This window comes from Pseudoalteromonas sp. Z1A2 (genome assembly GCF_011378755.1).
In the GTDB taxonomy this organism is placed as follows: Bacteria; Pseudomonadota; Gammaproteobacteria; order Enterobacterales; family Alteromonadaceae; genus Pseudoalteromonas; species Pseudoalteromonas distincta.
On sequence record NZ_WTKX01000009.1, the window covers coordinates 47,753 to 68,058 of the forward strand.

Sequence of the window (20,306 nt, forward strand, 5' to 3'; positions counted from 1 at the left end):
TTTAAAACTCCATAAAAAAAGCGACGCTAGCGCCGCTTTTTAATAAGCTAATAACAATATTGGGCTATTTTAATTTACCGCAACATTGTTTGAATTTTTGGCCTGATTTACAAGGACAAGGGTCATTACGACCTACTTTTGGTTCTGTACGAGCCATTACAGTCGCTGTTTCTGGTGCTGGCGCTTCGCCACCTACTTGCTCAGCTTCTTCATGTTGGTATTCGCGAGGAGCATTTTCACTTTTACGGTGTTGCTCTTCTACTTTTTCAACATCTTCTTCTGCGCGTACTTGTACTTTACTTAGGATGCTTACAACATCTACTTTCAAGTTTTCAAGCATTTCAGAAAACAACTCAAACGATTCACGCTTGTACTCTTGCTTAGGATTCTTTTGCGCGTAACCACGTAAATGAATACCTTGGCGTAAGTGATCCATTGCAGCAAGGTGATCTTTCCAATGCTGATCAAGGCTTTGTAGCATAATCGCTTTTTCGAATTGACGTAAAACAGAATCGCCAACTTGCTCTTCTTTTTGCTTGTATGACTGCTCAACCGCTTCTTCGATACGCTCACGAAGTTTTTCTTCGTATAGCTTATTGTCATCAGCTAACCACTGAGTGATTGGTAGTTCAATTAAGAAGTCTTGTTTTAAACGCTCTTCAAGTCCAGGAATATCCCACATTTCAGCAAGGCTTTGCGGTGCAATGTACTGGTCAATAACACTAGCAAGAACATCACCACGGATTGCAGTAATAGTTTCTGAAATATCGCCTTCTTCAAGTAGCTCGTTGCGTTGAGAGTAAACAACACGACGTTGATCGTTTGCTACATCATCGTACTCAAGCAATTGCTTACGAACATCAAAGTTACGTGCTTCTACTTTACGCTGTGCATTTTCAATCGCACGGTTTACCCATGGATGTTCAATTGCTTCACCGCGTTGCATACCTAGTTTACGCATCATGTTAGTCATGCGTTCACCAGCGAAGATACGCATTAATGCATCGTCCATCGATAAGTAAAAACGGCTAGAACCAGCGTCACCTTGACGACCAGAACGACCACGTAATTGGTTATCTATACGACGAGATTCATGGCGTTCAGTGCCAATGATATGTAAACCGCCGGCATCAATTACTGCATCGTGGCGAATTTTCCAAGCCGCTTTAATTTCAGCTATTTGTTCATCAGTTGGGTTTTCAAGTTTTTCAACTTCACTGTTCCAGTTACCACCTAGCACGATATCGGTACCACGACCGGCCATGTTAGTTGCAATTGTTACAGTACCTGGTAGGCCAGCGTCTGAAACGATATCAGCTTCTTGCGCATGAAACTTAGCATTAAGTACGTTGTGCTTAATTTTTTCTTTGCGTAAAAACTGCGATAAATACTCAGAGCTTTCAATTGAAATAGTACCTACAAGTACCGGTTGTCCGCGGTCTTGACAGTCTTTAATATCAATTAAAATAGCTTCGTATTTTTCTTCTTGCGTTAGGTAAACTAAGTCGGCGCGATCATCACGAACCATCGGCTTGTTAGTTGGCATAACAACCGTATCTAGGCCGTAGATAGATTGAAACTCAAAAGCTTCAGTATCGGCAGTACCTGTCATACCAGCTAACGTTTCGTATAAACGGAAGTAGTTTTGGAACGTAATAGACGCTAATGTTTGGTTTTCGTTTTGAATTTTCACACCTTCTTTAGCCTCAACAGCTTGGTGTAAACCTTCTGACCAACGACGACCTTCCATTGAACGACCCGTGTGCTCATCGATAATGATTACTTCGTTTTCTTTTACAACGTAATCGACATCTTTTTGGTATAGTTTATGAGCACGAAGTGCTGCATAAACGTGGCTTAAAAGCGTAATACTGGCTGCTGAATAAAGCGAATCGCCTTCTTCAATTAAGCCACGCTCAGAAAGTAGTTCTTCTACTTTAATTTGGCCGCGTTCTGTTAAATGAACTTGCTTAGACTTTTCATCGATTGTGTAATCGCCGTCGCCTTCAACACCTTCTTCGTCTTCTTTTTCTTGAAGCTCAAGTAAAGGAACGATGGTGTTTATTTCAGTATATAGCTCAGAGCTGTCCTCAGCCGGGCCTGAAATAATAAGTGGCGTACGTGCTTCATCAATTAAGATTGAATCCACTTCATCGACTACAGCATAAAATAATGGACGCTGAACACGTTCATCAATGCTAAAAGCCATATTATCGCGAAGGTAGTCAAAACCAAATTCGTTATTTGTACCGTACGTGATGTCCGCAGTATAAGCTAGCTTCTTCTGCTGCGGCATCATGCCCGGTACGTTACAGCCTACAGTAAGGCCTAAAAATTCAAATAACGCACGATTGGTTTCAGCATCACGTTTAGCAAGGTAGTCATTCACAGTAATTACGTGAACACCTTTACCTGTTAAGCCGTTTAAATAAGCGGGTAGAGTAGCTGTTAGTGTTTTACCTTCACCGGTACGCATTTCTGCGATGCGACCTTGATGTAAAACCATACCACCTAATAGCTGCACGTCGAAATGACGCATGCCATTTACACGCTTTGACGCTTCACGTACCACAGCAAAAGCTTCAGGTAGAATGTCGTCAAGGCCTTGTCCGTTATCGTAACGTTCTCTAAACTCAGCTGTTTTAGCTTTTAAATCTTCATCAGAAAACGCTTCAAGCTGCGTTTCTAGTGCGTTTACTAGTGCGACCGTCTTTCTTAAATTTTTAATAGTGCGGTCATTGCGACTACCAAAAAGCTTGGTAAATAAATTAGATATCATGATAAAACCGTTACAATGTATTCTTTGTCAGCCGAGTATCGGCTAACCCATTTTTAACAATTGGTAATTAATATGTGCTTTTAAGTAACGCTTAGAACATATTAATTAGCAATTTTGTATTAAACCGTTCAAAAAGAACTGTTTATTACGTGCGCTACTATACCAGACTCTGCCAAACAACAAACTATCTCAATAAAAAGATCGGTGTATAAAATCGAAAAATTTGATCTGGTTCGTAAAAATAACTTTGTATTATTCAATTACAGTAAAAATAGCAGCGAACTGTAAAGATATGGTGCTAAATAAATTAAAAACAAGGGTTATAGTTGTGCTTAAGTTTTGCACTTAAACACAGCTATAAAATGAGTGTTTTTTATAATTTAAATTGATTAACCGTTTTGTTAAGCGCCGCCGCTAAATCACTTAAATCGCGAGCTTCGTCAGCGAGCGTATGCGCATGGTCAGCGGTGCTGTTCACTAGGTTATTAATTGCCGAAAGGCTCGTATTAATATCCTCAGCAACGACTGTTTGCTCCTCAGTTGAGGTGGCTATTTGATGACTTTGGTCTTGTACTTTAGTAACCGATTGCGCAATGTTGTGCAAAGAGCTAAGCACTTCTTTAGTTTGAAGCACTGAACCCTCGGTTTGGTCTTGCCCTTGTTGCATCATAACCGAGGCTTGCTGTGCTATTTGCTGCAAGCGCGAAATCATGTTGCGAATATCGTCGGTTGATTCTTGTGTGCGACTTGCTAGCGAGCGTACTTCATCAGCAACCACGGCAAAGCCTCGACCGTGTTCGCCAGCTCGTGCTGCTTCAATAGCGGCATTAAGTGCAAGTAAATTGGTTTGATCGGCAATTGAGTTAATTACATCGACTAATGCCCCAATGTTATTACTTTCCTGTTCAAGACCCGCAACTACTTTGGATGCTTCACCAATATGTAGCGCAAGTTCAGTCATTACTTTTTGTGCTTGCGTAGAGCGGCTAGCACCTTCTGCAGTGATTGCTTGTACTTCTTCAGCTGCGTTATTTGTATGTTGTGCATTACGTGATATTTCAAGCACGGTAGTCGCCATTTCAGTCACTGCGGCACTTACACTATCAACTTGCTGCTTTTCTTGCTGAATTTCAGAATTAGTTTGCTCAGAAACGCTTCTTAATTGAGCTGCTGCGTTGCTTAGTTGCTCTGCTTGGGCTGCGGTTTCGAGCATCATGGCGCGTAACTTATCAATAAACGTATTCATGTGATTGGCCAGTTGGCCGACTTCATCTTGGCTATCAATATCAATTTTTTGAGTAAGATCGCCTTCGCCCGATGCTATATCACGCATAATGTGTGTAAGCGTTATGATTGGCTTTGAAATCATCTGGGTAGCCCACAAAATCATGGCTAATATAATAATTAAGATAATAATTACCGCCGTTGTTGTTGCGGTTACTGCGGCATTTACGGGCGCTTCAATCATACTAGTTGGAATAAGTAGGCCAACATACCAATTTATATAAGGCTGCTCTAACTGCAGACGATGGTAAACTACATAAAACTGCTCGCCTTTAAAAGTAACCATTCGGCTGCCTTTAAGGTTATTTCGCATTTGTGTGTTTAACTCTTTAAAGCCTGCGGTATCTGTAAATTGTTGTTCAAGCGCATCGAGCCCTTCTTTACCGTTTGCACCTTCATCTGTAATTGAAAGCTTATGGCCAGTGGCTTCTGAAAAGTGTACCACTTTTTGATTACCATCTAGTAAAAAACCATAACCTTGGCCATTAAAACGAATATTTTCGACCATGTCGTTAATTTTGTTTAATTGTAAATCAACACCACCCATACCAATGAGTTTACGCTGGGCGTTATAAACAGGTTGTTGTACAACTGCGGATGCTACGCCTGTGGTTAAATCAACAGAGATTGGACCTACGTAAAGCTTATTAACTTGCATGGCTTCTTGCCACCAACTACGCTTGTAGGCGTAATAAGGCTGGCCGTTGTAGTGACTTGTACGTTCATTTTCTTTAAAGTATTCACCGGTGGTTGCTGAGGCAAAAAAGGCCGATAAAATATTTTCGTCGTTTGAGCTTAAACGCACAAAGTCTTGGTTTACTTCGTTGTAACCTGGCGCGCTTTCAAGTGCTTGATCGCGTGTATCCCAATTTTCAAAAAAGTTGATTAAATGTGGGTTATTAACAAAGGTTGATACCATTTTACCGTACATCGCGAAGTAACTTTGCATTGAAAGTTGCTCGGTCTGTAGATAACTTTGTGCTTCGTTTTCTATGTTTTCTCTAGAGAGATTGGCAATGTGTTTAACAAAAAATGTTGAGGCGATAATTAGTAAAACGGTAATTGTTCCACCAATCAATAATAATATTTTCTTCCGTAATGATAAATTATTTAGCATGAGTACACATATTTTTATTATTTATGAAATTATATCTAATCATATCTTACTTAAAATCTCTATAAAGTTAGATAGAAAGAACTAATTATGCGTTTAAAATAAAGGCTTATACAAAAATGACAAAGAAAAGTAATAAATTAGTAGTATTAGGTGCAGGCTGGTTAGGACATGTTTTATGCGTAAGTGCACAAAAAGCTGACTGGCAAGTACAAGGAACGCATAGAACAGATATACACGAGTTTGACTTTGAGCGTCAGTTTACACTTGAAGATGGACAATTAAGGCATCAAGTTGATTTACAAGGTGCTTATTGGGTATGTGCTATTCCACCACGTAGCAGGCACAGTGAAAGTAATTATCCTGAAACACTCACCGCAGCGCTTAAGCTTTCAAAGGAGCTAAACGCAAAAGGCTTTTTATTGTGCTCATCAACCGGGGTGTACGATCAAGAGCCTGGTGTATATAGTGAAAGTAGCGATATTTCATGCACAAACGAGCGCCAAATAAAGCTTTACGAAGCTGAAGAGCAAGTGCTTGAACAAGATGGCAAAATACTTCGTTTAGCTGGCTTACTAGGGCCTAATAGAGAACCGGGGCGTTTTGTGGCAGGTAAAGAGCTCAATACATCAAGTGAGCAAGTGGTAAATATGGTGCATCAACAAGATGTAATTAATGCTATTTTTGCGGTGATAGAGCACTGGCAAGTAGGGCAAAATATTTATAATGTGGTTAATCCTGCGCACCCCACAAAAGCTGAATACTACGCTATGAAGTGTCAGCAACATGGTGGTGAAATGCCAACGTTTACAGGAACTGATTCGGCTGAGCGAAAAATATTAGGCTCAGCCATTGAAGCCTTAGGGTTTAGCTATCAGCACGGTATTTAATATGCTGAAGGCAGGGGACTGCTCTCTATAAAGTCGCATAGCTTACCTTCACTTAGTAATGTATTAGCAGCTTCGATATCGGGAGCAAAGTAGCGGTCTTTATCATAATAACTTACATGCTCGCGTAACAATGCTTTAGCGTTTTGCACTTTATCTGATGGTTCAAGCGGCTTTCTAAATTCTAGCCCTTGAACCGATGCTAACCATTCTATTGCCAAAACACCTTGGGTATTATTGGCCATTTCATCTAAGCGCCTTGCTGCAAAGGTTGCCATAGAAACATGATCTTCTTGATTTGCAGATGTAGGCAAGCTATCAACCGAAGCCGGATGCGCTAATGATTTGTTTTCTGATGCAAGCGCTGCTGCGGTAACTTGGGCAATCATAAATCCAGAATTTACCCCGCCGTTTTCAACTAAAAATGGCGGTAATTTGGATAGGTTTGAATCGATAAGTAATGCAATTCGCCTTTCTGCTAATGCGCCAATTTCTGCAATTGCGATTGCTAAGTTGTCAGCGGCCATTGCAACGGGCTCTGCATGAAAGTTTCCTCCCGATATAATGTCGCCTACATCGGCAAAAACTAGGGGATTGTCGGTTACACCGTTTGACTCGCATAGTAACACTTCTGCAGCTTGGCGTATCTGAGTTAGGCAAGCACCTAGCACTTGAGGCTGGCAGCGAAGGCAGTATGGATCTTGTACTTTTTCACAATTGATGTGGGAGTTACTAATCTGAGAGTGCGTATCGAGTAGCTCTCTAAATACTTGAGCGGTGTCTATTTGTCCGCGCTGTCCGCGAATTTCATGAATACGTGCATCAAATGGCGCGCGACTGCCCATTGCGGCTTCTATACTTATCGAGCCGATAACGCAGCTTTGTGCATATAGGTTCTCGCTTCTAAATAGGCCTTGTAGTGCAAACGCAGTCGACGCTTGTGTGCCATTTAATAATGCTAAGCCTTCTTTGGCTGCAAGGGTAAGGGGTTCAAGTCCCGCTATTTTTAACCCTTGTGCTGCGCTAATTATTTCTCCTTTATGTCGCATTTGACCTTCAGCTAATAAAGGTAGACACATATGCGCAAGAGGGGCTAAATCTCCCGATGCCCCCACGGAGCCTTTTTTAGGCACGCATGGATATACTTCGCTACTAAGCAGCTGCATAAAAAATTGGATAACTTGCAGGCGAATGCCCGAATAGCCACGTGAAAGCGAGTTTACTTTTAAGGTGATCATTAACCTTACTGTGCTGTCATCCATGTATTCGCCAATACCCGCAGCGTGTGAAAGCACAATGGAGCGCTGTAATAATTCAAGTTGGTCGTCGGCAATTTTAGTATTGGCTAATAATCCAAAGCCGGTGTTAATTCCATATACAGTGCGGTGTTCATTAATAACATTTTGAACGGTTTGCGCGCTGGCTGCTATTTGCGACTCGGCATGCTTTGCAAGGCTCAGCTTTACCGGTGAATTATTAATTTTTCTTAGTGTGTTTAAATCAAGTGATCCGGGTGTGAGAGTAAGTTCGAACATGATCATTCCTCGTTTAACATAGGTAGGTCTAAATTTTGTTCTTTAGCGCAGTTTTTTGCTATGCCGTATCCGGCATCAGCATGGCGCATTACACCTGTTGCAGGGTCGTTCCACAGTACGCGAGCAATACGCTCTTTAGCTTCATCAGTACCATCGGCAACAATAACTACACCAGAGTGCTGACTAAATCCCATTCCTACACCGCCACCATGATGAAGCGACACCCAAGTAGCGCCACTTGCGGTATTAAGCAGTGCGTTGAGTAATGGCCAATCTGATACTGCATCTGAGCCATCTTTCATGCTCTCTGTTTCGCGGTTAGGGCTGGCAACTGAGCCAGAGTCGAGGTGATCGCGACCAATAACGATAGGGGCTTTAAGTTCGCCATTTTTAACCATTTCATTAAAGGCCAGTGCAAGGCGTGCTCTATCTTTTAGGCCAACCCAGCAAATGCGTGCAGGTAAACCTTGGAATTGTATGCGTTCCCGCGCCATATCAAGCCAGTTATGTAAATGTGCATCATCAGGAATAAGCTCTTTTACTTTAGCGTCGGTTTTATATATATCTTCAGGGTCGCCTGATAATGCTACCCATCTAAATGGTCCAATCCCTTCACAAAATAAAGGGCGAATATATGCAGGCACAAATCCAGGAAAATCAAACGCGTTGGTAACACCTTCATCAAACGCCATTTGACGAATATTATTTCCGTAATCAGTAGTGGCGGCACCCGCTTTTTGCAGCGCCAGCATGGCTCTAACTTGGACTGCCATTGATTGTTTAGCCGCTTTTACTACCGCTTTTGGATCTTGCTCACGCATTTTTGCTGCGTGCTCCATTGTCCAGTTTTGTGGTAAGTAACCATTTAATGGATCGTGAGCTGATGTTTGGTCTGTAACTACATCAGGTGTAATACCTGTTTTAACCAGTGTACTAAATACATCGGCAGCGTTACCAAGTAGGCCAACTGATAGGGCTTCACCTTTTATGCACGCGTCGGTTATTAATTGCAGTGCGTGTTCAAGGTTCGTTGCTTTTACATCAACGTAGCCTGTTTTTATACGAAAATCGATACGGCTTTCATCACATTCAACAACCAGTGCACTAAACCCAGCCATTGTAGCTGCAAGTGGTTGCGCACCGCCCATACCACCAAGACCACCTGTTAATACCCATTTACCACTAGCGCTACCTGCAAAATGTTGCTTTGCCATAGCTACAAAGGTTTCGTAAGTTCCTTGTACTATGCCTTGCGAGCCAATATAGATCCAAGAACCCGCCGTCATTTGCCCGTACATCATCAAGCCTTTTTTATCGAGCTCGTTAAAGTGCTCCCAATTTGCCCAGTGTGGAACAAGATTTGAGTTAGCAATAAGCACGCGAGGAGCATTACTGTGGGTTTTAAATACACCAACGGGTTTTCCTGATTGTACAAGCAGGGTTTCGTCGCTTTCGAGCCTATCGAGGGTTTCTATAATTTTGTCATAACTTGGCCAATCACGAGCTGCTCGGCCAATACCACCATATACAACAAGTGCATGAGGATGCTCTGCAACTTCAGGGTCTAAATTATTCATTAGCATGCGCTTAGCAGCTTCTGTTTGCCAGCTTTTAGCACTTATTTTATCTCCATGAGGTGCACGTATTACGCGACTTGTGTCGAGTCGGTTGTTCATGTTTTGCTCCTGTTGTATATACAAGATGATTTGTTATAAAAAAAGCGCAGTAAGCGCTATTGTTTGTTATTTTTTAAATGTTAAGTGGCCACCTAAGCGATATTTACTGCCTGGTGATACAAGGCGCGCAAAGCTTACAATGCCTTTAACAGACCAGGTGCGTCGGATTACTTGTAAGCATGGCTCTTCATTATATAAATTTAACCATTGGCACATTTCGCTGTTTGGCATAATGGCCTCTACTGTATGCCTTGCTTGGGTAAGTGGGGCAACACTAGATAGATATTCATGAGGTGTAAGCATGCTAAAGTCTTGTTGTAAGTAGCCAGTCGCAAGGGCAGGGTTTACAAAACGCTCTTCTAGCTGCAAAGGGCTGTCGTTTTCGTTATGCACAAGTACACTTCGATATACAACACTGTCAACCTCAACACCAAGTGCAATGGCAATAGGTGCGACTGCATTTATTGATTCGAGTATGAGTACGCTACAGGTGTAGTTGCCGTTACGCTCTTTTACTTCATCAGCAATATTTTTTATTTCAAGTAACGATGACTGCGATTTAAATGTAGCTACAAATGTACCTAACCCTTGGCTGCGGGTTAAAATGCCTGCCTCGGTTAATTCGCTTAGTGCTCTGCGGGCTGTCATCCTGCTTACACTAAATTGACTACTTAGTTCGTTTTCAGAGGGAACACGTTGGTTTTCTTGCCACGTACCGCTGCGTATTTTATCAACAATGAATTGTTTTATTTGCGCAAATTTAGGTGTCGTCATTAAATTTATGGTTACATTAAAAATAAACTATATAAATAAGATGACACAATTACCTTGTATATACAAGATGGGTTGTTAGACTATATTTTCATCACTCTGGGCGTAAAAAGGGCTAAAAAATGCAAAGCACAACACAAAATTATGAGTTAGAAGAAATCGACTTACTTTTAACTGATGCCAATATTGCCACTATGGATAGCAATATAAATGCCCCTTATGGCGCAATCGAAAATGCTGCTATAGCCATTAAAAATGGTAAAATTGCGTGGATTGGAGAGCAATCAACATTGCCTAGTTTTGATGTGTTTGCAACGCCGACATTGAGTGTAAAAGGACAGTGGTTAACGCCGGGCTTAGTAGATTGCCATACTCACTTAGTATTTGCAGGTTCAAGATCGCAAGAGTTTGAACAGCGTTTGCAAGGCGTAAGCTATGAGCAAATCGCAGCACAAGGCGGTGGCATAGCAAGCACGGTTAAAGCCACAAGAGCAGCCGACCGTGAACAATTGTTTGTTGATGCAAAAGATCGCTTAAATACGTTATTAAAAGAAGGTGTAACCACCGTTGAAATAAAGTCTGGCTATGGGCTAGATACTGAAAACGAGATAAAAATATTAGAAGTCGCTCGTTTATTAGGTCAACATCACCCTATTGATATTAAAACTACTTTTTTAGGGGCGCATGCTCTACCGGCTGAATACAAAGGCCGTGCTGATGAATATATTGATTTAGTGTGTACTGACATGCTTGATCAGGTAGTGGCTAATAATCTTGCTGATGCAGTCGATGTATTTTGTGAAAATGTTGGGTTTAGTTATTCGCAAACCAAACGTGTTTTCCAGGCGGCTAAAAAGCATAACCTCCCAGTAAAATGCCATGCTGAGCAGCTATCTAATCAACAGGGTGCTAAGCTGGTGGCGCAGTTTAATGGCCTTTCGGCGGATCATATTGAGCATCTAGATGAAGAGGGTGTAAAAGCCATGGCAGACGCTGGGACGGTAGCGGTGTTATTGCCAGGTGCATTTTATTTTTTAAGAGAAACTAAATTCCCACCTATTGAAATACTTAATCAATATAAAGTACCGATAGCTATTGCGAGTGATTTTAACCCAGGTACTTCACCGCTATGCTCAGTGCACTTGATGATGAACATGGCATGCACATTGTTTAGATTAACACCTGAGCAAGCATTAGCTGGTGTTACTCGAAATGCAGCTAAAGCACTAGGGTTAGACGACCGTGGTATTTTAAAGGTTGGCGCAAGAGCTGATATTGCGCATTGGCAAATAAGTCATCCATCACAATTAAGTTACCAATTTGGCGTAAATAAACTGTTAAATTTATGGATTTTGGGTAGAATTAATTAGTTTGTATTATTTTTACCCACATATAACTTGGTTTAAACTTTTTTAGCGAATACGGATGCCGTTAATTTGAACATACTAACCGACAGTAATTTCCCAATATTTTTTAGTGGTGCACTATTAATGGCGATGATCGCCACTTTATTTGCTGTTAAAAATACCAGTATTAAATTTAGTTATTTATGCACAGCTGCTGTTGGTTTAGCTATTTTAAGCAGCGGTGCGGCTTGGCTTGCTATTTTACTAGCCTTTGGGTTTTGCTTTCACTTATGGCAAGCATTTGAGCGAAATAATTGGAGCATGATAATTACCAGCTCAATGGCTGGTCTTTTATTTGTTGTTCTATTTTCAGCTCATTTATTATTGGAAGTTCCGCTATTTTGGGTTGTGTTAGCAATATTATTATTAGCTATTGTTGGCTTTTTAAATGATGAAAGTGCTGAAATAGAAGTCGTTATAGAGCCAGAACCTGAAGGTGATGCATTTATTGAAGAGTCTCCGCTTTCAGTTTTTGCAGATAGAAAACAGTTACGCCAAGGTTACTATACATGGTGCGACAACAAACAAATAAGCGCAGCGTTAATCGTTATTCGCCTTGAAGGCTTTGAGCAAGTTAACCAGCATATTGGACGCGACTTTGGCGATATACTGTTAGCGCAATCGGCTAATCGAATAAAAGAGCTACTTTCAAGTGACGAAATAGTGACTTTAACTGGACAAGAAAAGCTAGCCCACTTAGGGGGTCTTAACTTTGCATTTATTTGTAGTTTCGCGAATCAAAAACACTTACATGAATTAGTTATTGACCAAATACTGGGTGCAACGCTTAAGCCATTTAATGTTGCTAACTGCACTGTAGAAGTAAAAGCGAGAGCGAGTTATGTTGATTGTAATGAGCAAGATAACAACTTTGATAATTTAATATCGTACGCATACCTAGCACTCGATAGCCACCCAGATCGCAAGGTTGTGCCTTATCATCAACAAATGATGATTGAATTGCGAGAGCAACAAGCGCGACTAAAGGAATTAGCAAATATTGATTTTTCGAGCGAGTTAGAGCTTTATTTTCAGCCTATTATTTGTAACGAAAACGGTCAAATTGAGTTTTTAGAATTACTACTGCGTTGGCAGCACCCTAAGCAAGGGATTTTATCCGCTAACAGGTTTATCGACGACATTAGAATTGCAGGGCTTGGTTATCCACTCGCTAAATTTGTAATAGAGAGAGCTGCTGAGCTTGCAATGGCGCTTAGAATAGAAGGTATTTCTATACCGCTTAGCATTAACGTATTTGGTCCTGAAATGCTTAACGAAGAGTTTATTGAATTTGTTGATGTTGTTTTAAGTGAGCATCACTTGGAAGCTGGCGATTTAATTGTTGAATGCCCTTTGCATATTTTTGCGGGACTAGATGATAAAGGCAGAGGCATGATCGCAAGGCTTAATAACATAGGCTTAAAAGTATGTGTTGATGGACTTGGTGATAACCCGGTACTGCTTTCTAAGTTACCAAGCTTAGCGGTAGAGTATATTAAGGTTTCACCTTCACTCACTGCTGACTTTAGTAATCAAAATAATATACGCAGTTTAGTTAGCGGAATGGTTGAAATGCATAACCAACAAAAAACAAAAGTGATTTTTGAAGGGGTAGAAACACTTGAGCAACTTAAGTTTGTAAAAAGCTTAAAAGGTTATGCTGCCCAAGGTTATTACTTTGGTCACCCGCTAAGTAGTATTGGTTTAATGAGCTGGCTAAAAGAGTGGCGATTAGTTCAACAGCGCTAAGTGTTTTCTTTGGCTTGTAGATAGCTATTCACAAGTGCACTGATCACTTGTCCTACATGGGCAGCACCGGCCTCAACTCCGTTAGGGTGCTGGCTAGGCGCTGCTTCACATAAATGTAAGTACTTAGAGTCGCGATGGTTTGCTGCTAAATGCACAAAGTGCTCAGTGTCATTCACACTAAATCCGCAACATGTGTACGCACTCACCGGCATGTAAGTAATACTATCTAAATCAACTTCAATACCCAGTGGTAAATCGTTAAAATTACTTAATGCGTTTTCAATTGCCTGCGTGAGTGTAGTTTTTCGCTTAACTTGTATTGATTGATAGCTATCAAACGTAAAGTTAGCTTCACTCATTGCATCTATAATTGCTTGATTGTTTTTTATCTCATGTAAGCCAATAACGTGGTAATTACTTAGATGTTGCTCGTTATAAGCGTAGCGAAAGCCATTGCCGCTATGGCGACCTTCACATTCTCTAAAGTCGGCATGAGGGTCAAAGTTGATAGCATTAATAGGTGTATTTTTTGACTTACTCAGGGCACGGATAATTCCCAAGCAATTGTTATGACCTCCGCCAATAACGATTGGCTCAAGCCCTGCTTTAAAAATAAGGCTCAATACCGACTCTACGCGTTCATCAAGCTGTTGGCATAAATCTCGTAATTGAGTTAACTGCTGGCCTTGCTGATTATTAAGCTGGTTGCTTTGCGCCATTAAATCATCAGTATTAACTTCACCCAATAAAAGCACTTTTTGAGTGGCAATAAATTGATTGTGAGGTTGGTTTAAAAAGCGTTTTAAAAAAGCCGGCCATGCTTCGTTTGCACCGCCATTTCCTAAGTTTGCTTTTGGGCCGATATCTTCGCAAATACCCAGAAGTACATAGCGGATACCAAATTGAGCAGCGTCAACAAGTGCTTGTTGCAGGTTTACTTGGGTGTCGAGCAAGGCCATTGATTGCCATGCTTTTTTCTCATTTGCGCGGGTAGAGCAAAGTGTTCTAACCGCGCTTTCATCATATACTTTTAAATGGGAAGTCACGTTATACTTCTACAACTTCCAACTCTAATTCTTCTGCAGATAAAACAATGCCTGTGCTATCAGCATAAATAAAGTCGTCATCAAAAAATGATACCCCAGCAAAGTTAACGCCTATAGCATCTTCACCAGCACCTTCGCTGTCGGCTGCAACAGGGATTGAAGCAATTGCTTGAATGCCTAAATCAAGCTCTTCAAGCTCATCAACGTGGCGTACTGCGCCGTAAACAACAATACCATTCCAGTTGTTTTCAAGTGCTAGCTCAGCCAGTTCAATGTCGATTAGTGCGCGACGAGTTGAGCCGCCACCATCAATAAGAAGTACTAGGTCTGTACCATCTTGAGAAAGTAATTCGCGGATGAGTTCATTATTTTCAAAACATTTAACCGTTTTAATGCGGCCACCAAAGCTGTGTCGACCACCAAAGTTGATGAACATAGGCTCTAGCACGTCAACCACGTCAGCAAAGTGGTCGCATAAATCAGAAGTGCTGTAATCCATTATTTTATCCTCAAAAGGTACATTAATTTATATCTCAGTATACCCTCCTTATAAGCAATAACAACGACTTAATCGCAGTAAATTTAGGCAAAACAAGCGCTAAATCATTAATCGCAATAATAGTGTATTAAAAGCGTCACTCAATTGTTATTTACAACACATAAGCTAAATCGGTGTTCATATGTTATGCGATGAGGGATGGTGATGAATAATAATATGCTTAAAAAGGTAACTCAGATAGATGAGCAATTATTTTTAACTTTGTTTAATTGCAATTCACCGAGGTGGTTTAAAACAATGGCCTTTGGTTTGTCTAAAAGCGGTGATGGTGGGCTTTATATATTAATATGCTTAGCAGTGTGGTGGCTTAGTAATAATGAACAGCACCAATTATTGCCTGTCACTATATTAATTGGTTTTGCTATAGAAAGACCTATTTACCTACTAGCTAAAAATAGATTTGCTCGGATCCGTCCATGCGACTGCTTAGTAACAAATGCCTATATAGTACCAAGCGATAAATTTAGTTTACCATCGGGTCACAGTGCTGCAGCTTTTTTAGTGGCAATTATATTAAGCCATTTTTTCCCAGAATATGCATTACTACTATTTAGTTGGGCTACCGGCGTTGCTATGTCTCGTGTGGTATTGGGTGTGCACTTTCCTGCTGATATTATAATAGGCGCAACGATTGGTAGTTTTTGTGGTTTATTTGCGTTAGCACTCGTGGTGCCTGCATGAAAATATTGTATGGAGTACAAGGTACCGGTAATGGTCATATAACGCGCGCTCGGGTTATGGCAAGCTGCTTTAATAAGCTCGGTATTGATGTTGATTATGTGTTTTCAGGGCGCGCAAATAAAGATTACTTTGATATGCACGAATTCTCAGATTATAAAGCGTATCGTGGTTTGTCGTTTAACACTGAAAATGGGCAAGTTAAAAATTTAAAAACACTTAAAAACATGCGAATTTGTAAGTTGGTGAGTGATATAAAATCGCTTGAGATAAAACAGTACGATTTTGTACTTAACGACTTTGAGCCTGTTACAGCATGGGCTGCAAAACGGGCAGGTATACCCGTTATTGGCATTAGTCACCAAGCAGCATTTTTGTCAGATAACGTACCTATGTTTGGTCGTGGCGTCCTGAGAAAATCACTTATCAAGCATTATGCACCAGCGACTACCTACTTAGGCGTGCACTGGCAACCATTTGCAAATAATATAATACCGCCTTTTATTGCTCATCATAATCACGACAACCCTGTAGCAGTAATGAACAAGGTATTGGTATATTTACCTTTCGAAAACTTAGATAGCGTTGTTGATTATTTAAAAGACTTTCCCGAAAAAGAATTTTATTGCTATCACCCAAATGCCAGCAATCAGTCTTTTGGACATATACATTTACGAGCCCCTTCACGTTCTGGCTTTTTAAACGACTTAGCAAACACAAGTGGTGTTGTTGGTAACGCGGGATTTGAGCTTGCCAGTGAAGCGCTTAAGTTAGGTAAAAAGTTACTATTAAAGCCTTTAGATGGTCAGTTTGAGCAAGCAGCAAATGCACAAACTTTATTTGCCATGGGCATGGCGCATGTTATGAACTATTTAAACCCACAAGCCCTTGATGATTGGAATAGCGCGCCGCAAAACAAGCAAATAAATTACCCCAGCGATCCCGCGCCTTTAATTGATTGGTTGGTTAAACAACAATGGAATAACACACAATCGTTACATAAAGGTTTGTGGGATAGTGTCGCCTTATAGCCATCACATTTAAACTGTTTAGAATTACCAATAATAAAAAGTTAAATTAATTAGTCGCTGTTGATCTATTAGCTATAATACAAATGCATATTTAAAAAAGGCGTTAGCGATGAATTTTTTACAAAACTTAACAATTAAACGACGTTTACAACTAAACGCAGTCGTTGTTGGTTTAGCAATGGTGGTCCTTTTATGCGTGATTATTTTTGAATCACGTACAACCTTGAGCTTAAACAAGACTATTCAATTAGCAGAAGAGCTCAACGTACATGCATTAGCATTGCGTAAACATGAAAAAAACTTTTTGTTTTATAAACAAGAAGACGCGTTAACTGCATTTGAAACGGATTTTGAGCAGTTAAGTGATAAAGTAAAAAAGTTACAACAGTTAATGGCTAACCAAAGTATCGCACAGGAGCAGGTCCAGCGCTTTGAGCAACTAATAAATAGCTATAATAATGATTTTGAAACTGTTGTTAAGCTTCAAAAAGAGATTGGTTTAACCCCGACCGACGGGTTATATGGCAAGCTTAGAAGCTCGGTTCATGAAGTTGAGCAACTATTAAAAGAGCAGCAAAATTACCAACTGCTGTCGTCAATGCTGCAACTAAGACGCTCAGAAAAAGATTTCATGCTGAGATTTGATATTAAGTACCTAGGGCGTTTTAATGAGGGAATTAATACATTTAAGCAGCAGGTAGCTGCAGCACAGCTGCCAAGCGACTATAAAGCACAAATTAATCCTTTGATTGATATATACCAAAGCGAATTTCAAACACTTGTGCAGGCGCAAACTAAGCTAGGGCTAGATCTTGAGTCAGGCGCACTTGGAGTAATGCGTGACAGTGTAGATAAAAGCGACGCCATTGTTTCTAAAATCGTTAAAGACACTAAGTTACAAGTAGAGCAAAGTGTAGAGCAGGCTCAATTTTTAGCTATTTTGGTATTTGTGATTGCAGGTGTGATTGTATTAGCACTCGTTTATTTTACAAGCCACTCCATTATTGTACCTATTGAGCGGGTTTATCACACCATTAACGATATTCGTCGTAATAATGATTTGAGCGTGATGATAGAGCAAACTGGTAAAGACGAAATTACCACCATGACGGTCGACTTTAATAGCTTAATAGGCGATTTTAAGAACTTAATTAACGAAGTTAATGGTGCTTTAAACACGCTTAATGTAGCAACAGAGCATTTATCACAAAGTACCGCAGCAACAAGCTCTGGTATGCAAGAGCAACTACATGAAGCCGACATGGTTGCAACGGCAGCCACCGAAATGCAGGCGACGATTCAGGATATTTCACATAATACTGAGGCGGCTGCGAAAAAAGCAGAGTCAACAAATTTAAGTGCACAACAAGGGCGTAGTGAAGTAGATTCTACCGTTAAGCACATTAGGGCCCTATCTGATTCGCTGGGGAATGCATCAAATGTAGTGTCGCAACTTGAAAAAGATGGTGAAACAATTGGTTCAGTGCTTGATGTAATTCGAGGAATTGCAGATCAAACAAATTTACTTGCACTTAATGCGGCAATAGAAGCGGCCCGTGCTGGTGAGTATGGTCGTGGTTTTGCTGTTGTTGCAGATGAGGTTCGTTCATTAGCAAAGCGTACTCAAGAGTCTACAAGTGAGATTGAAGGTATTATAAGTACCTTACAGCAGCGTACTCAAGAAGTGGTGAGTATTATGCACAAATGTCGCTCTCAAGGTGATGAAAGTGCCTCGCAAGCAATTAAAGCAGGTGAGCTATTAGGCGCAATTACTGAAGATGTACAAACAATAATGGAAATGAGCTCTCAAATAGCAGTTGCTATTGATGAGCAAAGCCAAGTGGCATCAGAGGTTAATAAAAATGTAGTAAGAATTCGCGATATTGCACAAGACGCAACTGAACACGCTGCTAACAATGCGCAAACAAGTGAAGAGGTCTCTGAGCAGGCTCGCGTTCTGTTCACTGCAATTGATAAATTTAAGGTTTAATAACGCTTAATAGAACGGGCCTATAAAGTTTAAGGAACAAATTTTATAGGCACGCTATCTTTACTTTTTTCGTGTTCAGTTACCCGCGCTAAATATTCACTCCACAATGTATCTTGTTGCTGTTGTAGTTTTTCAAAGTAGCGCCAGCTAAATAGTCCGCTGTTATGGCCATCGTCAAAATCTAAACGAAGTGCGTAATGCCCAACAGGTACAATACTTTTTATTCCTACAGCTTGCTTATTAAGTACTAGCTTCATTGGGCCAGAGCCATGGCCCTGCACTTCAGCTGAAGGGGAGTGTACACGTAAAAACTCACAGCCAAATACAGCTTTACTGTCATCATCAAAGTAAACATCTAGATTTTTACTTACACTGTGGTAATGCACTTTTGTTACGTGTTTCATTTAATATATCCCATTAAAAAGCCCCCAATCTGGAGGCTTTTAGTATAACGTTTATATTCGTTTTATAGAATAAAGCGGCTTAAGTCTTCATCTTCAACAAGTGCACCTAAGTGTTTTTCAACGTAAGCGGCGTCGATTACTAATGACGAGCCTGCTTTTTCAGAAGCATCGTATGAAATTTCTTCCATCAATCTTTCCATTACAGTGTGTAAACGACGAGCACCGATGTTTTCGGTTTTCTCGTTAACTTGCCAAGCTGCTTTGGCAATACGTTCAATTGCATCGTCGCTAAACTCAATCGATACCTGCTCAGTTTTAAGCAGCTCTCGTTGTTGCTCGGTAAGCGATGCATGAGGCTCTGTAAGGATGCGTTTAAAGTCATCTGCAGTAAGTGCTTCAAGTTCTACTCGAATCGGTAAGCGGCCCTGTAGCTCTGGGATCATATCTGATGGCTTTGCCATCTGAAACGCACCAGAGGCAATAAACAGCATATGGTCAGTTTTAACCATTCCGTGCTTAGTATTTACAGTTGAACCTTCAATTAGCGGTAGTAAGTCGCGCTGAACACCTTCTCGGCTCACATCTGGACCTGAAGAATCGCCGCGCTTACAAATTTTGTCTATTTCATCAATAAACACAATACCGTTTTGCTCTACTGCAAAAATAGCTTGCTCTTTTAGCTCTTCAGGATTTACTAATTTAGCGGCTTCTTCTTCCGTTAATAGTTTGAAGGCTTCTTTGATTTTTAGTTTACGCTTAGTGCGCTTATCGCCGCCCATGTTTTGAAACATGCTTTGTAGCTGGTTGGTCATATCTTCCATACCAGGAGGCGCCATAATTTCTACGTTTGGTTGTGCTTGAGCTAAATCGATTTCAATTTCTTTATCATCTAGCTGACCTTCACGTAGCTTTTTACGGAACGTTTGGCGAGTTGATGAGTTATCATCACGCTGCGTTTCGCCGTATTGATCTTTCGCTGGTGGTAAAAGGGCATCTAAAATGCGCTCTTCTGCTGCTTCTTCGGCGCGATGTTTAAATTTCTTAGTCTGCTGTTCGCGAGTCATTTTAATTGATACATCGACTAAATCGCGGATGATAGTCTCAACTTCTTTACCAACATAGCCAACTTCAGTGAACTTAGTCGCTTCTACTTTAATAAAGGGTGCGTTAGCAAGTTTTGCTAATCGGCGGGCAATTTCTGTTTTACCTACACCGGTTGGACCAATCATTAAAATGTTTTTTGGTGTTACTTCGCTGCGTAAATCTTCTTTGAGTTGCATGCGGCGCCAGCGGTTACGAAGTGCGATAGCCACTGCTTTTTTTGCTTTAGCCTGACCTATAATGTGCTGATCTAGCTCGTGAACAATTTCTCTTGGGGTCATATCAGACATGATAGT

At 40.7% G+C, this 20,306-nt stretch carries 15 protein-coding genes; 6 read left to right on the top strand and 9 right to left on the bottom strand.

Going from position 1 to position 20,306, the window contains the following annotated elements; genetic code table 11:
* Nucleotides 1-64: 64 nt before the first annotated feature.
* Nucleotides 65-2,779 carry a preprotein translocase subunit SecA gene (gene secA / locus GQR47_RS08365; protein WP_165723710.1) on the bottom strand — a complete coding sequence of 905 codons (2,715 nt, stop codon included), beginning with the start codon at nt 2,777-2,779 and terminating at the stop codon, nt 65-67.
* A 373-nt stretch (nt 2,780-3,152) separates the two neighbouring features.
* Nucleotides 3,153-5,180, bottom strand: a complete 2,028-nt coding sequence (locus GQR47_RS08370; protein WP_165723711.1) for a methyl-accepting chemotaxis protein — start codon at nt 5,178-5,180, stop codon at nt 3,153-3,155.
* 116 nt (nt 5,181-5,296) lie between these two features.
* On the opposite strand from GQR47_RS08370, the gene GQR47_RS08375 reads away from it, so the two are divergent.
* Nucleotides 5,297-6,067, top strand: a complete 771-nt coding sequence (locus tag GQR47_RS08375) for an NADP-binding protein (protein WP_165723712.1) — start codon at nt 5,297-5,299, stop codon at nt 6,065-6,067.
* Here the strand turns inward: GQR47_RS08375 and hutH are convergent.
* The 3 genes from hutH to hutC form a co-directional block, all read right to left on the bottom strand.
* On the bottom strand, nt 6,064-7,599 hold the full coding sequence (hutH, locus tag GQR47_RS08380; RefSeq protein ID WP_165723713.1) for a histidine ammonia-lyase: 1,536 nt from the start codon (nt 7,597-7,599) through the stop codon (nt 6,064-6,066). The two genes, GQR47_RS08375 and hutH, sit on opposite strands and share 4 nt — an antisense overlap.
* Before the next feature lie 2 nt (nt 7,600-7,601).
* Complete coding sequence (gene hutU / locus GQR47_RS08385; RefSeq protein ID WP_165723714.1) at nt 7,602-9,275, bottom strand: urocanate hydratase; 1,674 nt, start codon at nt 9,273-9,275, stop codon at nt 7,602-7,604.
* A gap of 66 nt (nt 9,276-9,341) precedes the next feature.
* Nucleotides 9,342-10,049, bottom strand: a complete 708-nt coding sequence (hutC, locus tag GQR47_RS08390) for a histidine utilization repressor (RefSeq protein ID WP_002959947.1) — start codon at nt 10,047-10,049, stop codon at nt 9,342-9,344.
* A gap of 119 nt (nt 10,050-10,168) precedes the next feature.
* On the opposite strand from hutC, the gene hutI reads away from it, so the two are divergent.
* Together hutI and GQR47_RS08400 are read left to right on the top strand one after the other, a co-directional pair.
* A complete protein-coding gene (gene hutI, locus GQR47_RS08395; protein ID WP_165723715.1) occupies nt 10,169-11,416 on the top strand; it encodes an imidazolonepropionase in 1,248 nt (415 codons plus the stop codon).
* A 120-nt stretch (nt 11,417-11,536) separates the two neighbouring features.
* Nucleotides 11,537-13,201, top strand: a complete 1,665-nt coding sequence (locus GQR47_RS08400; protein WP_165723729.1) for a GGDEF domain-containing phosphodiesterase — start codon at nt 11,537-11,539, stop codon at nt 13,199-13,201.
* Here GQR47_RS08400 and GQR47_RS08405 read toward each other — a convergent pair.
* A complete protein-coding gene (locus GQR47_RS08405; RefSeq protein WP_165723716.1) occupies nt 13,198-14,247 on the bottom strand; it encodes a formimidoylglutamase in 1,050 nt (349 codons plus the stop codon). The two genes, GQR47_RS08400 and GQR47_RS08405, sit on opposite strands and share 4 nt — an antisense overlap.
* A 1-nt stretch (nt 14,248) precedes the next feature.
* Complete coding sequence (gene rraA / locus GQR47_RS08410; RefSeq protein WP_002959955.1) at nt 14,249-14,746, bottom strand: ribonuclease E activity regulator RraA; 498 nt, start codon at nt 14,744-14,746, stop codon at nt 14,249-14,251.
* Between the two features lie 201 nt (nt 14,747-14,947).
* Here rraA and GQR47_RS08415 point away from each other — a divergent pair, with 201 nt between their 5' ends.
* The 3 genes from GQR47_RS08415 to GQR47_RS08425 all read left to right on the top strand — a co-directional run bounded on the left by GQR47_RS08415 (nt 14,948) and on the right by GQR47_RS08425 (nt 18,505).
* On the top strand, nt 14,948-15,487 hold the full coding sequence (locus GQR47_RS08415; RefSeq protein WP_024596307.1) for a phosphatase PAP2 family protein: 540 nt from the start codon (nt 14,948-14,950) through the stop codon (nt 15,485-15,487).
* Nucleotides 15,484-16,515, top strand: a complete 1,032-nt coding sequence (locus GQR47_RS08420; protein ID WP_165723717.1) for an MJ1255/VC2487 family glycosyltransferase — start codon at nt 15,484-15,486, stop codon at nt 16,513-16,515. The genes GQR47_RS08415 and GQR47_RS08420 overlap by 4 nt, the downstream gene beginning before the upstream one ends.
* 109 nt (nt 16,516-16,624) lie before the next feature.
* On the top strand, nt 16,625-18,505 hold the full coding sequence (locus GQR47_RS08425; protein ID WP_165723718.1) for a methyl-accepting chemotaxis protein: 1,881 nt from the start codon (nt 16,625-16,627) through the stop codon (nt 18,503-18,505).
* A gap of 29 nt (nt 18,506-18,534) precedes the next feature.
* Here GQR47_RS08425 and GQR47_RS08430 read toward each other — a convergent pair whose 3' ends face one another.
* Nucleotides 18,535-18,909, bottom strand: a complete 375-nt coding sequence (locus GQR47_RS08430; protein ID WP_165723719.1) for a gamma-butyrobetaine hydroxylase-like domain-containing protein — start codon at nt 18,907-18,909, stop codon at nt 18,535-18,537.
* Nucleotides 18,910-18,971: 62 nt separating this feature from the next.
* A complete protein-coding gene (gene hslU, locus GQR47_RS08435) occupies nt 18,972-20,300 on the bottom strand; it encodes an HslU--HslV peptidase ATPase subunit (RefSeq protein WP_024596310.1) in 1,329 nt (442 codons plus the stop codon).
* Nucleotides 20,301-20,306 lie beyond the last annotated feature (6 nt).

Coding starts and splice junctions, on each gene's coding strand:
- secA (WP_165723710.1), bottom strand. CDS start 2,779: ATGATATCTAATTTATTTACCAAGCTTTTTGGTAGTCGCAATGACCGC.
- GQR47_RS08370 (WP_165723711.1), bottom strand. CDS start 5,180: ATGCTAAATAATTTATCATTACGGAAGAAAATATTATTATTGATTGGT.
- GQR47_RS08375 (WP_165723712.1), top strand. CDS start 5,297: ATGACAAAGAAAAGTAATAAATTAGTAGTATTAGGTGCAGGCTGGTTA.
- hutH (WP_165723713.1), bottom strand. CDS start 7,599: ATGTTCGAACTTACTCTCACACCCGGATCACTTGATTTAAACACACTA.
- hutU (WP_165723714.1), bottom strand. CDS start 9,275: ATGAACAACCGACTCGACACAAGTCGCGTAATACGTGCACCTCATGGA.
- hutC (WP_002959947.1), bottom strand. CDS start 10,049: ATGACGACACCTAAATTTGCGCAAATAAAACAATTCATTGTTGATAAA.
- hutI (WP_165723715.1), top strand. CDS start 10,169: ATGCAAAGCACAACACAAAATTATGAGTTAGAAGAAATCGACTTACTT.
- GQR47_RS08400 (WP_165723729.1), top strand. CDS start 11,537: ATGGCGATGATCGCCACTTTATTTGCTGTTAAAAATACCAGTATTAAA.
- rraA (WP_002959955.1), bottom strand. CDS start 14,746: ATGGATTACAGCACTTCTGATTTATGCGACCACTTTGCTGACGTGGTT.
- GQR47_RS08420 (WP_165723717.1), top strand. CDS start 15,484: ATGAAAATATTGTATGGAGTACAAGGTACCGGTAATGGTCATATAACG.
- GQR47_RS08425 (WP_165723718.1), top strand. CDS start 16,625: ATGAATTTTTTACAAAACTTAACAATTAAACGACGTTTACAACTAAAC.
- GQR47_RS08430 (WP_165723719.1), bottom strand. CDS start 18,909: ATGAAACACGTAACAAAAGTGCATTACCACAGTGTAAGTAAAAATCTA.
- hslU (WP_024596310.1), bottom strand. CDS start 20,300: ATGTCTGATATGACCCCAAGAGAAATTGTTCACGAGCTAGATCAGCAC.